The organism is Pseudofrankia sp. EUN1h, assembly GCF_001854645.1.
Classification (GTDB): domain Bacteria; phylum Actinomycetota; class Actinomycetes; order Frankiales; family Frankiaceae; genus Pseudofrankia; species Pseudofrankia saprophytica.
The window spans coordinates 50,997-64,581 of sequence record NZ_MBLN01000092.1 but is presented as its reverse complement, the minus strand read 5'-3'; the positions used below and the strand labels follow the sequence as shown (position 1 = coordinate 64,581).

Here is a 13,585-nt window from a genome sequence, read left to right as displayed (position 1 = left end):
GCCTTCGAGCTCGGGGGTCGGTAACGCATTCCCTGGGTCTGTCGCCGGCAGTTCCAACCAAACCCGGCCACCTATTTCGGCGAAAGGTTGCACGCATGTCGCACGTCCAGAGACCCGGCGGGCAGACGGCCTCCCGGGCATTACGGTCCATCACATCCACACAGTCGTCTGCCCGTCTGGGCGGGTTAAGGTTGGTCGGCGCCGCCGTCCTGGCCGCGAGCCTGGCCCTCGTCTCGGCCTGTGGCGGCTCCGACGACAAGAGCGACTCCCCCGCGGCCAGTGGTTCCGCGAGCGCCGCGGACCCCCTCGGCGCGGTCAGCAAGGCGACGGGCGCGCCCGTCAAGATCGGTGTGATCACGGACGGAGCCAGCCCGGTCGCCGACCACACCACCGACAACAAGGTCGCCCAGGCCACGGTCAAGTACCTCAACGAGCACAAGGGCGGAATCGGCGGGCGACCGATCGAGATCACGATCTGCGAGACGCTCACCGACCCGTCCAAGGCCACCGACTGCGGCAACCAGATGATCGAGAACAACGTCGACGCCGTCGTCATCGGCACCTCCGGTGTCATCGACAGCGCGTGGAAGCCGCTGAACGACGCCAAGATCCCCGTCATGATCTACGGCTCGAGCGACCCCGACCTGCTCGCCAGCCAGACGACGTTCACCCTGGGTGACCCGACGTTCCCCGTCATCGACCTGCCGATCCAGGTCGCCAAGAACGAGGGCAACAAGAAGGTCACCGCGGTCGTCACCGACGTTCCCGCCGCGCTGCACTCCGCCCAGGACATCGCGCCGCCGCTGTTCCAGAAGGCCGGTATCGGCTACGAGCTCGTCCGCGTCGCGCCCGGCACCGCCGACATGACGCCCCAGATGCAGGGGGTCGTCGACAACGGTTCCGACCAGGTGTTCATCATCGGCAGCGACTCGTTCTGCATCAGCGCGATGAACGGCCTCAGGGCCGTCGGCTTCACCGGCACCATCAGCGGAATCTCGCAGTGCATCACCGACGCCACCCGCAAGTCGGTCCCAGGTGCCACGCTGAAGGGCATGGTCGTCAGCGCCACCGCGCCGCTCGGCCCGGACAGCCCGTCGATGGACCTGTACACCAAGGTCACCGACACCTACGGGAAGGGCATCGACCTGGACTCCCAGGACGGCATGATCATGTTCATGGCCCTGTCCGGCCTCCAGGCCGCTACCGCCGGCATCTCCGGCGACATCACTCCGGCAACCATCACCTCGACGATCAAGGGGATGAAGGAGACGGAGCTGCCCGGTGGCGCGGGGATGAAGTTCCGCTGCAACGGCAAGGCCATACCGCAGGAGCCCGCGGGTCTGCGTCCGTGGCGGTCTGTCCACGTCCCTGGATGACAAGGGCGAGCCCGCCGCGTACAAGGTCCTCGGCTACGCCCCGATCCCGGACTGACGTCTCAGGTGGACCGAAGGGCGCGCGACGTTGCACCAGTCGCGCACCCTTCGGCGCGCGCTGTCCGGCCGGGGCCGGGTGGCTCATTCGGCATGGAGGCGGGTTCTCGGGTTCGGGGACGGATTCGGAACGAATTCGGAACGGGTTTGGGACGGCCTACGGAACCAGGAGGCGCGTCGCGGCGGCGTCGGTGCTGCCGCAGGCCGCGAGCGCGGCCGGCGAGACCGGTGCCATCAGGAAGCCGACCAGCCCGTCGAGCAGGTCGGCGACGTGCGCGGCGAAGGACAGCACCTCCTGCCCCCTGGCGCTGGCCCGCTCGCGGTCCGCGGCGGTGTGCACGGCGAACGCCGCGGCCTGGTTGATCCGGTGCGTGCGCAGCGGCTCGGGGACGTGCGCGAGCAGCGACCGGAAACGGTCCTGGAACGCCTCGGTCGAGGCCAGGTAGGTGGGCGCGAGCTGGTCGAACACCTCGCGGCTGCCGTGGCTGTACAGGTTGGCGACGAAGCTGAGGTAGTTGCTTCCCTCCTGCTCACCCTGTTCCAGGATCGGCAGCACGAAGCACTCCATCCAGGAACGCAGACTGTCCGGGCGGTGCTGGGCGACCAGCAGGTTCCGGCGCTCGTGCAGATGGGGGAGGCGGAACTCGAAGATCGCTTGGATCAGCTGTTCCTTCGTGCCGAAGTGGTACTGGACCGCGTAGTTGTTGGCGCTGCCGGCCGCCACGGAGATCTGCCGGAGCGATACCCCATCCAGCCCGTGCTCGGCGAAGAGCGCCTCGGCGGCCAGGATGATCCGTTCCTTCGGTGACGGGGGTACCAGCATGGGGCCATCGAAACATGCTGGACATCGTCAGTCAATTGCCTTAGCTTCCAGGCATCCGTTCGAAACCTGGAGGAACGCATGGGCAACGCCGCCGCCGAGCAGACCTACCGCGAGGTCATGACGGTCGAACCGCCCGCGGCGGCGACCCCCCTGGAGTTAGCCAGCCGGGACTTCGTGTTCGGCGAGGTCTGGAACCGGCCCGGGCTGAGCCGGCGCGACCGGCGGTGGGTGACGCTGACCTGCGTCGCCGCCGCCGACGCGCCCGGGCCGATCGAGGCCCACGTGTACGCGGCCCTGGGCAGCGGTGACATCGAGCTGGACGCGATGTTGGAGTTCGTACTGCACTTCGCCGTCTACTGCGGCTGGCCGAAGGCCTCGCACCTGGAGATGGAAGTCGTCCGCCAGTGGCACCGCATCGAGCGCGAGCAGGGGCGCGAGCCGGCCCCGTGGCCAGTCCTCGACAACGACGCCCTGGGCCCGAGTGACTGGGAAGGGCGGCTCGAGCGTGGCGTCCAGGAGTTCGTCGACGTGAACCTCCTGCCGGCACCGCGACCGGAGACGCCCTACCGCCACGCCGGCATCCTCAACTTCGTCTTCGGCCACGTCTGGCAACGACCCGGCCTCACCCGCCGGGAGCGGCGCATCATCACCGTCGCCTGCGTGGCCATCGACGACTCGCCCACACCGTTGGCCACGCACGTCGGCTCAGCCCTGCGCTCGGGCGACCTGACCAAGGCGGAGATGGACGAGATCGTGCTCCAGTTCTCCGCCTACTACGGCTTCGCCAAGGGCGAGGCGCTGGGCGACGCCGCTACGGCCGCAGAGAAATAACACGAAGACCCGGGGGCGGCCCAGGCGTTCCCAGAGAAGTCAGGGCGCACTGAGCCATCGCAGGCATTCGGCAATATCGATCGTTTCCAGTCGCTCGACATCCAAGACAAGGGAGAGACATGTCACCCATCCGCAGGCCGGCCGGTCGACAGACGGGCACCCGACCGTTCCGGGCCGTTGAATCCACGCAGTCCTTCCGGCCGCCGGGCAGGTTACGGCTGGCCGGCGTCGCCGTCCTGGCCGCGAGCCTGGCCTTCGTGTCGGCCTGTGGTGGTGGTTCCGACGACAAGGGCACTGCCACCCCGGCGAACAGCTCCGCGGCCGCCGACGGCGTCCTCGGCCCGGTCTCGAAGGCGACCGGCACTCCGGTCAAGATCGGTGTGATCACGGAGGGGCCCAGCCCGAACACCGACCACACCAACGACAACAAGGTCGCCCAGGCCACCGCCAAGTACCTCAACGAGCACAAGGGCGGGATCGGCGGCCACCCGATCGAGATCACGATCTGTGAGACCCTCGCCGACCTGTCGAAGGCCACCGACTGCGGCAACCAGATGGTCGAGAAGGGCGTCTCCGCCGTTATGATCGGCACATCCGGCGTCGTCGAGGCCGCGTGGAAGCCGCTGAACGACGCCAAGATCCCCGTCATGATCTACGGGTCGACCGACCCGTCGCTCCTGGCCAGTCAGACGACGTTCGTGCTGGCCAACCTGACCTTCGCCGTCATCGACCTGCCGATCCAGGTCGCCAAGGACAAGGGCAACAAGAACGTCACGTCGATCGTCATCGACGTCCCGGCCGCGCTGCACGCCGCCCAGGACATCGCGCCGCCGCTTTACCAGAAGGCCGGCATCGGCTACCACCTCCTCCGCGTCGCCCCCGGCACCGCCGACATGACCCCGCAGATGCAGCAGGTCATCGACAACGGCTCCGACCAGGTCTTCATCACCGGCAACGACTCGTTCTGCATCAGCGCCATGAACGGCCTCAAGGCCGTCGGCTTCACCGGCACCATCAGCGCCATCTCGCAGTGCATCACCGACGCCACCCGCAAGGCGATCCCCGGTAGCACGCTGAAGGACATGGTCATCAGCGCGTCCACGCCGATCGGCCCGGACAGCCCGTCGATGGACCTCTACGCGACGGTCGCCAAGACCTACGGGAAGGACATCGACCTCAGCAACCAGGACAGCATGATCATGTTCATGATCCTGGCCGGCTTCCAGGCGGCGACGCAGGGCATCTCCGGTGACATCACCCCCGCCACCCTCACCTCCACCATCAAGGCGATGAAGGAGACCGAGCTTCCGGCCTCGGCCGGGCTGAAGTTCCGCTGCAACGGCAAGGCCATTCCGGCGACCCCGGCTGTCTGTGTCCTCGGCGGCCTGTCGACCACGCTCGACGACAAGGGCCAGCCCGCCGCATACAAGGTCCTCGGCAACACCCCGATCGCGGACTGACGGCTCGTGGGGGCCGAAGGACGGGCCACATCCGACGGGTCTTGCCCGCCTTCGGCCCCCACGACCCGACCGTTCTCGACGAGTCGACACAGGTCGTAGTCGGCGGCCGAGGCGTCGGTGGCTACCGCCGCGGCCCGGGTGGCCACCGCGCGGGCCGCCGTCGACACCGCGTCGGCCCTGTTCGAACTCGCCGGAACCCGATCAGCGCTGGAGACGGCGAACCTGTCCCCGTTCTGGCGTGACGCACGCACCCACGCGCTGCACTACCCCACCCGCTGGAAGCTCCGGCACCTCGGCCGCTGGCTGCTGCACGGAACGCCGCCACCCCGCCGCGGCCTGCTGTGAGCCCTCCCTGGTGCTCGGGGGGCGGTGAAGCCCACGACCTGCTTCCCTCCGGCCGTTGGTCTGACCGAGACCAGACCTGGGTGTTGACCTGCTCCACCGGGTTGGAAATGCCTTGGGCGTCGAGGCCCGCGCTGTTGGCCGGAAAGGCTGACCGAGACGGTGCCGGCCCGCCCGTCGGACCTGTCGGCGTTCCTCTACTTCCCGGGTAGCCGCCAACACCTGGCCCAGATGCCCGCGACGAAACGCCCCCGACGACCTGACCAACCATCACCGGCCAGCACGGGCATGCCGAGGACCTCGTCGCCGGCCCACCGCCCAGGCGTGGTGCCGGATCTCCGCTGGCGCGGATACCAGTGACAGGTGCCCCGGCCAGCGGGATCGCGAGCTGACCGGAGGCGGGGCCCGCGGTCTGCCGTACAAGACTCCATTGCTATCGCAAAATCTATGCCATTGACGCAATCTTGGCTTTGGTATAGAAAGCAACTGCGCCCGATCGGGCGGGGCCGATCGCCGCGGCGGGTGAGGTGCCAGCCTCGGACCAGCCGGTGACACCGTGCACCCCGGTTGGCGACGCCTTGTTACGGAGCCAGCGCGTCGAGAACAGACGCCTTCTGGAATCGTCAGGTCGCAACGAACGGTCAGGACTCAATCCTCCCGTCCAGATCGTGGACTCGGCCGCACCTGGCAGGGGTATCAACGAGCCCACGCCAACGTGGCCCGACCGCGACGACGCCGCGGTCTCGAACGATGACGACCAATACAGCGACGGCGAACTGGCGACGCCGGCACGTGCCATCGAGGGCCGCGAACGGTGCGGGTGGGTCCGAATCCATCGCGCTGCCGCGGTTGCGGTCGTCCGGGCATTCTATTGGCACCGTGCGCGCGGTAGCGCGCTGGATATACGTGCCGAAGAGGAACACGGTGTGGTCAGCCGACCCGATGAACACTGTCTCGAGACCACGTCCGTGGACCTTCGCGGCTCGGATGGACCGAGGGTGCACCACGGAGAGGAGAAAGTAATGGCGAGGCGGGACGAATTCGTCCAGACTAGGGTGAGGAGGCGAGTGCCTACTCTGGGGTTAGGTATGATCCTGAGCCTCGCCGTGCTCTTGGCTTTACCGGCGACGGCCCGCGCACAGACCGCGGCGACGAACGGCGGCTCCGCCAACGCGATCACCGAGACCAACGTGACGAACGACCCGACCAGGGACAACGGTCAGCCCGAGGTCGCCGTCAACCCGAAAGACCGGAACAACCTGGTGTTCATCTCCACGGACCATCGGCCGGGAGAGCGAACGGTGACACCCGACAAATTCCACTGCTACGCCGCGTACTCCCGTGACGGCGGCGCAAAGTGGACGGAGATTCCCTGGCCAAACGGGAATCGGGCCATGTGCGGTGACCCGAACCTGGTCGTCGACTCCCACGGGGTCTTTTACGTCGCCTTCAACCGGCTGGGCTGCGCGCCAGGTGAACCCGAGCCCGCCTCGCCCGGCAGCTGCACCGACGTGCCGAACCATCTGGGCTTCTCGAAGTCGCTCGACGGCGGCCGTACCTGGTCGGCTCCGATCGACACTCCGCTGCTGATAGGCGTCACCCCTCGGCTGCGGATCGACGCCGCGAATGACAACATCTACGCCGTCGGCCAGGACACCGCGGGCAACATAGCGGTCTCGGTGACCAAGAACCGAGGGGCGACCTGGAGCGATCCCGCGGTCCTGCCGCAGCAGCCGTTCGGCACGCAGATCGCCGCGCAGGGTGGAACTCTCGCCGCCGCTACCGGCGTCACGGTGAATTTGGACAACGGGGTCGTGTTCCTGGGGACGGACGTGATCTTCCAGGCGAGCCGTGACGGTGGGAAGACCTTTACCAACTTCCCAGTGACAACGACGAACGGTACCCCAGTGGCGCCGCCTGTCGGCCCCTCCCTGCCCAACCTGGCGACCGGTGCCACCGACCCGCTCCCGTGGGTCTCGGCGGATCCGACACACAACGGCCGGTTCGCGCTCATGATTCCGCGGAGCGACAACCTGGAGGTTTACATCACTGAGAACTCCGGCGCGAAATGGACTGGGCCGACCGTGATTCCCGCGGCGGGCGCGGTCAAGCCGTGGATTGATTTCGGCTCGACGGGGCTTCTCGGCGTCATGTGGCGCACATCCGCCGTCGATGTGTACTCCGCGGTCTCATTCAATCGCGGGAAGACCTTCAGTCCGCCGGTGAAGGTCAACAAGGTGACGGAGCCAGGCGTCACCGCCGCGGGCGACGAGTTCTCGCGGATTCTGGTCACGGACAAGTACGCGTACGTGTCCTGGTCAGATGGCCGGAACGGCGGCACGCCCGACGGTGTTCTCGCCAGGGTGCCGATTTCTCGGTACAAGTAGGTCCTACCGGGGCAGGTTCGACGGGGCTCGGTACCCAACCGGCGCCAACCGAGGGAACCGCTGAATTCACGTTCGGAGCGCAGAGTGGCCAGGGGGCGACCGCCTCCTGGCCACTCGACGTACCCATGGCCGGCGAGGTCTCTCCGCGCGGGAGGACGTGCACGCCAGCCGTCGCGCTGGTCAGGCGAAAAGCTCGACCACCCGTTGGCGGCCGGCGCTGAACTCCTGTAGTTGGATCGGTGTTCCGTCCGGGTCGGCGATGAAGAAGAACCGCGAGACCCTGGTTTCGGTGATCGGGCACAGCGGCGTGGCCCCGATGGCGGTCACCCGTCGGTAGGTGTCTTCGATGTCGACCACGGTCAATGCGATCTTTGGCCGCCCGAACTCCATCGGATAGAAAGGGTCAACTTCTGGTTGGGGGAAGCCGTCGGAACGAGGCCCGAAGAGCTCGACGACGGTCTCGCCTATTCCGAGGCCGAGTCGAGTCCAGCCCTCCCCCGTGTCCGTGTACAACTGACTGAACCCGAGGACCCGGATGTAGAAGTCGGCCGAGGCGGCCGGATCGGCGACGGTGATTCCCAGGTGTGAGAAGCAGCTCACCGCCGCCGGCGGCGGCGTCCCACCGCCGGCGACCGGGCGACGCTCAGACGTCATATCGGTAGCGTGAGCTCGCCCGCCGGACCGTCGGCTCGACGTCGCGTTCCGTCCAGCAGTTACCCAGGTCGGCGATCAGGCTGAGCCCGGTGCGGTCGTCGGCGAATGTCCATGGATAGGTGCACATTTCGCTGACGGAGAGGCGCGGGTGCGTCATGACAGTGCTGCCTTGGCGTCGCGGATCTCGGCCTCCAGCCAGCGGACCTCGCTGAAGTTCTCCCGCCCGCTGCGTGCGAGCAGCAGTTCGTGGGCTTCGAGCTTCACGCGTAGGGCGGCGGTGTCCTGGGGTGTCTGCGAGAGGACGATCTCGGTGAAGTGCAGCGCCTCCAGTGCTCGTCCGGCTGCCAGGTGGGTCTCGGCCCGGTCGAGTAGTGGAGCGGTGCCGCCGGCGAGCTCGATGAGTTCCTCCCAGATCGCCGAGGGGGGCATGTCGTAGAGCTCGGTGGTCGATTCGTAGCGGAACCAGCCGGTGTGTTCCTCCCATATGGCCCGCACGATCCAGGGAATCTTGCCGTGGCCCTGGGGGATGGTGAGGTCGGGAGGCAGGGTGATCTGGCCCATCAGCGTCCACAGGTCGACGCCGGCGTTCATGCCCTCGATCGTCCGGTCACGCACGTACTGAGTCGCGTCACGGATCTGGGTCAGCCGGCGGCGGATCTCCTCGGCGCCGCGGACCGGTTCGCCGTGCCCGGTGATCAGCAGTTCGGCCTCCAGCGCGATGACCCGGTCGACCGACTGGATGAAGGCCAGCGAGCCGCGGATCTTGTCGCCACGGACCGTGTAGAGGTTCGGGACATGCCCGAACAGCGGACCGGTGAGGTTGCCAGTGAACACGGTGCGCTCGTTGGGCAGCCAGACGACCAGCGAGTCGGTCGTCTCCCCACCCGGCGTCGAGTACAGCTCGATACGGCGACCGCCCAGGGTGAACGCGTGTCGATCTAGGAAGGTTGTGGTGACGACGGGTTCGGGAGGTTGGTAGGAGCGGTCGACGCCCGTGATGTCACGGCTCCACAGCCGCCCGGTACGGCGGGTGTAGAACGGCTGCAGGCGCCGCCAGTACTCCCGCACCGTCGCGTGGTTGGCCTGGGCGATCGTCTCGACGCCCGGCTCGTTGAGCTGGGACCAGCCGCCGACGTGGTCGCCGTGGCCCTGGGTGAACACGATGACCCGCAACGGGTTGCCGCTCGCCCTCTCGAAGCGGTCCCGGATCTGCTTCGCCTCGTTGTACATCCCCGTGTTGATCAGCAGATCGCCGTCCGGGGTCGTGATCAGATAGCTGTTGGAGATCCCTCTGGAGGCGAAGATGTGGTCGTTGATCGGGACCGCGTCCTGCTCGCCCTCGCCCTCCTTCACGATCAGTGCGTTCTGCGGCTGCCTGAGCGGCTGGTCTGACGGCTGGTTCATCGGCCACGTCCCTTTTCTGCCTCCGGTCGCAGGCCGACGGCGTCGATGTAGAAGGCGAACCGGTCACGGAGCCGACCGGCGTCCAGGCCGAAGTCCCCCTCCAGGTCGTAGACCACCCGGCCGCGCCGACCTCGCGGATGCTTCGCCAGGTATGCCTCGATGTCGGCGATGCTTTCGCCGGTCGCTGCCAGGCCCGCTCGCTCGAGCACACCGGCCGCTGCCTCGACGTCATTGCCGACGATGTCGTCGAACCTGACCTCGACGAGCTGTTCTGGCGGCACCAGATGCCGATCACGCAGGTAGCGACGCAGCATGAGCTCGAGGCGGTTCACCCAGTAGTCGACGTGCGCGTTGATGTCAGGCCGGCGCTGGCTCATCTTGAGCGCGAGGCCCCGCATCGTCAGCAACGACTGGAGAGTAGCCACCGGATCCCGGTGGATCATCACGACGGTCACGTCCGGGTAGGCCGCCAGCAGCGGGCCGAGCTGCTCACTGTGCTGGTTCGACTTGAGCATCCACCGCAGCTCACGCTGTTCGGCTGGGAGCTGCCAGGCGATCGCCTTGAGGACGTCGCGCATATAGAGGTAGTGCGGCGTCTGGTCCCGCGTGAGGTAGTAGTCGCGCCAACCCGGTACCCGGGCCAGCCACTCCCACTGGTAACTCGCGAAGTCCAGCAGTTGCAGCTCGTTCTCGCCGCACGCGTGGTCGGGCGAGTGCTCGTGCATCGCCGCGAAGAACTCGTTCTGGCTGGCCCGCTCCCACCGCGCCTGCGACCTCGTCCACCGCGGGTCCACCACGCCCGCGCCGTGCCCGGATGGCTCGTCGGGGCGCGGCGCCGGCTGCGCCGCGAGGTAGACCGGCAGGTGGCGCAGGCGGCGGTCGGCACCGACCAGGTTCTCGAGATGGGTGCTCCCCGACCTCGGCAGGGCGACCACGTTGATCGGACGCACGATCGGCGCGCCAAGGCAGTCGGGGTGCGCCGTCCAGTAACGCTGGATCAACAAACGGTTGGCCGCGGCACCGACACAGTGTTCGACGAAAGTCGCCTTGTGTGCCTTCCAGACGTTCTCGTCCGCTCCGACCTCGGCGAGCAGGCGCGCCAGCCGCTCGGTGAAGTCCATCAGGCCGAAGTCGTCGAGACTCGTACGTGTCCGGGCGGCTGTCAGCACGGCGTCGACGGTCATGTCGAGCGGTTCGCGCTCCGCGGCCTCCAGGCGGGCGCGTTCCGCGGGATCGCGGTTGTCCTCCCGCATGCCCTCCACGCGAAGAATCTTTACGGCCATGGCGGCAGCTCCGAGACGTCGGTCTTGCCCGCGTTGGCCAACCACCCGCCGTCGATGACGACGACGTCGCCGGTGTGGAACCGGGAGACGTCGCTCATGAAGTACACGCCGCGTCGCTGACGTCGACCTCCTGGGCAAGGACCCGATGGCCGAACTCGCCCAGCGCCTTGGCTGCCTCGGCGTTTTTGTCAGCCCGTCGGCCCCAGATGACGACGTCACCGCCAGACCGCGCGATGCCGCGTGCGAAGGCGAGGCCGATCCCCGCGTTGCCGCCGCTGACAAGGACGACGCGCCCCGCTAAGTCAAACATAAGCATTGCTATAACAAAACCTGATTTGCGTCAACGGCAGCGGGTCGGATCAGCGTTCCACGTGGGCCGAGGCCCCGAACGGCCGGCCCGATCCGCCGGAGGCGACTACGTCAGCGAGCCATGCCCAGGACAGCGACACCCGGCCGGTCGCGGACCGGGATCCGACCACGGGCCTCGCGGGTCACGATCGCGGCGGACTGGACCAGACGACGGCCGAGATCGAGAACCTGGTCGACGAGCACCGGATGGTCGGGTGCGGTGATGCTGAGCGACACGAGCACACGGCCGATCGGGTCGAAGATCGGGGCAGCGACCGTCTTGACGAGGATCTCGTCCGCCTCGGCCAAGCCGTCAAGCGACAGGAGCATCTCGTCGGTCCGGCCAAGCACCTCGGCGAGATGCTGCTCCGCGTCCTCGTCGGTCGGCTCGCTACGCAGCTTCGCGACGGCGTCGATCACCGCCGGCGCGGCGATCGCCTGGAGCGGCACGCTGAAACCCCTCGCGCGGATCTCGGCTAGGACGCCGCGGTAGAGCTCGGCGAGCGGGCCGGTGAGGGCCGCACGGTCGAACCACGTGGCAACCGCGTCGTCATCCGCCCAAGCCAAGAAAACGGCGCCGATTGGCGCGAGCAGCGGCGTCCGATCGCCTGGGTATCCGATGCTCGGCGCGAGGGGTACTGGGCCGCGACGAGCGAGGAGGATGACGTCGCGGCCTGCGAGGGCGGACACACCGACCTCGACGTCGAGTTCGCTCGCRAGTACCTCGGCCTGCTCGATGGCGGCGCCAATCGCCGGATGCTGGTCGAGGGTGGCGAACCCGGTCGCCACCAGCGCCGGGCCCAGGCCATAGGTGCGATGCATCGGATCCCGGATAAGGAACCCGCAGTCGCACAGGACGGCCAGGGTGGCGTGGGCGGATGCGATGTTCATGCCCAGGTGCGTCGCAAGTTCGCTGATCGTGAAGCCCCTGCCAGGGTGCGCGGTGAGGAACGACACGATGTTCGTCGCGCGAGCGGATGCGGGCGCAGGCCTGGCCATACACCCAAGATAGCGATATTGACGTGGTCTGAGCTAGGCTCACGACTTGATTGCAAAGTGACTTTTGGCATAGCAATGAACACGACCTGGTCGTGACCTCAGCGGACAGCCAGAGGGCGGTCGATCTCGACGCGCCGCGGGACGCTGGCCGTTGGCCGGGGTCGATTCGCATGCCATCGGCAGGACGTCAGGAGATCCCGACACGGCCGACGGGCATGCGGGTCGGGTCTAGGGCGCGCTCCCCGGACCGCCATCCGCACCGCCAGGTAGTGCCAGGCCCGTAGCGTGCCGCCCGTCAAGAGGGGATCCCGATGCCGTTCATGATGGTGTCGTAGAAATATTGGGCGATTTCTGGGGCGGTGCGCTTCCCGCCAGGGCGGTACCACTGGTAAGTCGAGCCGCACATGCCCAGGATCGCCAGCGCGGTCAGGTTCGGGGCCGGGACCGCGAACGCGCCTTCGGCCACCCCCCGGTTGAGAACGTCGACGAGCATCCCTCGATAGCGGTCGGCCTGCTCGGCGATCTTACTGCGGATGACTTCGGGCAGCTCCCGGTTGCGCTCGAAGTAGACGCGCATGTGGCCGGGATGAGTCTCCATCAAAGAAACCAGGTCGGTCATCATGGCCAACAATAGCCCACGCGGGTCAAGGGTACCTTCGCCCAAGCGGCTCTGGTGCGCGTTGATGACCGGTTCGATCATCTCCTGCTGCATCTGCCCCAGCAGCTCGTCCTTGCTGCGGAAGTAATAGTACAGCGACGCCTTGCGAATCCCGACGTGTTGCGCAATGGCCTCCATGGACGCCTCCTGGTCGGCGCGCCGCTCGAACAGGTCGCCTGCCGCCTTCAGGATCTGCGCCTTACGAGACTTCGCCGGCAACGGGGCCTGCGCCTGCTCGTCCACCACTGAGGACCTCCGTCCGTTCCGCTAAATTTCTTGATTCTATGAGCGCCGAGGACGCCCAGGCCGAACCGCCGACGGTTTCGACACGCGAATCCACAGGGTGGCGTCGCGCGGGCGAGGGGCAGGAACCGCCGGACGAACAGGAGCGCACCGGCGATCCGGGCTGGGGCCCGACGCCTTGATCATTTGAACCCGCGGATGCGGGGAGTCGCCCGCCGTGTCGTCGAGCGTCCAGGCCGGCGGCTGGCCGAGCGCGCCTCGGACCGGCGGCGGCCGGCAACCGTTCGGAAGGCTCCAGTACACGCGGACTGACGCCAGCAGGCCGTTCTCGTGGCGGTCGATCGTCACCGGTCTCCCAGCGCCAGAGGYAGACCCGGTGCGCCCGGGCGGGCGAGGTAGCTTGCGCGATGCGTTGACACAGGTCTGAACTCACCCTAGGTTACCTACCGTCCGGACGGTAGACAGAGGTAGGGATCGACTTCTCGTCACCAGGGCCTCCGCCGCCCTCCCGCGAGCGAGCTCCTGGCCACGCGGCGCGAAGGGGAGGTCTCATGGTTGTCACGAGGGCACCGAGCCCGCACCTCCTCCGAGCGAACCTCTTATCGGGCCACCATCGTGGGAACGAGGCGTAGGTGTGAAGAACGCGATTTTCACCGGCGATGCCTCCGGCATCAGCCGGGCCAGACGCGGCGGTTGAACGCCGACGGGTTCGGCGCGGGCTGT

12 protein-coding genes and 1 pseudogene are annotated in these 13,585 nt (G+C 67.6%); 5 read left to right on the top strand and 8 right to left on the bottom strand.

The features are described from left to right. The first annotated feature begins 95 nt into the window (after window positions 1–95). Window positions 96–1,431, top strand: a pseudogene (locus tag BCD49_RS35400) (ABC transporter substrate-binding protein). Between the two features lie 156 nt (window positions 1,432–1,587). Here BCD49_RS35400 and BCD49_RS35395 read toward each other — a convergent pair. After that, on the bottom strand, window positions 1,588–2,253 hold the full coding sequence (locus BCD49_RS35395; protein WP_007507437.1) for a TetR/AcrR family transcriptional regulator: 666 nt from the start codon (window positions 2,251–2,253) through the stop codon (window positions 1,588–1,590). A gap of 78 nt (window positions 2,254–2,331) precedes the next feature. On the opposite strand from BCD49_RS35395, the gene BCD49_RS35390 reads away from it, so the two are divergent. The 4 genes from BCD49_RS35390 to BCD49_RS35370 all read left to right on the top strand — a co-directional run bounded on the left by BCD49_RS35390 (window position 2,332) and on the right by BCD49_RS35370 (window position 7,273). Then, window positions 2,332–3,084, top strand: a complete 753-nt coding sequence (locus tag BCD49_RS35390) for a carboxymuconolactone decarboxylase family protein (RefSeq protein WP_007507439.1) — start codon at window positions 2,332–2,334, stop codon at window positions 3,082–3,084. Window positions 3,085–3,203: 119 nt separating this feature from the next. Continuing rightward, window positions 3,204–4,544 (top strand): ABC transporter substrate-binding protein, encoded by a 1,341-nt coding sequence (locus tag BCD49_RS35385; protein ID WP_007507441.1) that lies wholly within the window; start codon window positions 3,204–3,206, stop codon window positions 4,542–4,544. Window positions 4,545–4,661: 117 nt separating this feature from the next. Beyond that, entirely contained in the window at window positions 4,662–4,889 is a 228-nt protein-coding gene (locus BCD49_RS35380; protein WP_007507443.1) for a dibenzothiophene desulfurization enzyme, read from the top strand. 545 nt (window positions 4,890–5,434) lie between these two features. After that, window positions 5,435–7,273, top strand: a complete 1,839-nt coding sequence (locus tag BCD49_RS35370; RefSeq protein WP_157845214.1) for a sialidase family protein — start codon at window positions 5,435–5,437, stop codon at window positions 7,271–7,273. 180 nt (window positions 7,274–7,453) lie between these two features. Here the strand turns inward: BCD49_RS35370 and BCD49_RS35365 are convergent, their stop codons facing one another. The 7 genes from BCD49_RS35365 to BCD49_RS35340 all read right to left on the bottom strand — a co-directional run bounded on the left by BCD49_RS35365 (window position 7,454) and on the right by BCD49_RS35340 (window position 12,862). Beyond that, complete coding sequence (locus tag BCD49_RS35365; protein WP_007507446.1) at window positions 7,454–7,927, bottom strand: VOC family protein; 474 nt, start codon at window positions 7,925–7,927, stop codon at window positions 7,454–7,456. Next, entirely contained in the window at window positions 7,917–8,084 is a 168-nt protein-coding gene (locus BCD49_RS44460; protein WP_007507448.1) for a hypothetical protein, read from the bottom strand. Before BCD49_RS44460 ends, BCD49_RS35365 begins: the two co-directional genes overlap by 11 nt. Beyond that, window positions 8,081–9,331 carry an MBL fold metallo-hydrolase gene (locus tag BCD49_RS35360; protein WP_007507450.1) on the bottom strand — a complete coding sequence of 417 codons (1,251 nt, stop codon included), beginning with the start codon at window positions 9,329–9,331 and terminating at the stop codon, window positions 8,081–8,083. The genes BCD49_RS44460 and BCD49_RS35360 overlap by 4 nt, the downstream gene beginning before the upstream one ends. Beyond that, window positions 9,328–10,584 (bottom strand): sulfotransferase family protein, encoded by a 1,257-nt coding sequence (locus BCD49_RS35355; RefSeq protein WP_241832464.1) that lies wholly within the window; start codon window positions 10,582–10,584, stop codon window positions 9,328–9,330. Before BCD49_RS35355 ends, BCD49_RS35360 begins: the two co-directional genes overlap by 4 nt. Window positions 10,585–10,708: 124 nt before the next feature. Next, entirely contained in the window at window positions 10,709–10,924 is a 216-nt protein-coding gene (locus BCD49_RS35350; RefSeq protein ID WP_232794040.1) for an SDR family NAD(P)-dependent oxidoreductase, read from the bottom strand. Between the two features lie 110 nt (window positions 10,925–11,034). Next, a complete protein-coding gene (locus BCD49_RS35345) occupies window positions 11,035–11,961 on the bottom strand; it encodes an IclR family transcriptional regulator (protein WP_007507456.1) in 927 nt (308 codons plus the stop codon). Between the two features lie 295 nt (window positions 11,962–12,256). Further along, on the bottom strand, window positions 12,257–12,862 hold the full coding sequence (locus tag BCD49_RS35340; RefSeq protein ID WP_198939480.1) for a TetR/AcrR family transcriptional regulator: 606 nt from the start codon (window positions 12,860–12,862) through the stop codon (window positions 12,257–12,259). Between the last annotated feature and the right edge of the window lie 723 nt (window positions 12,863–13,585).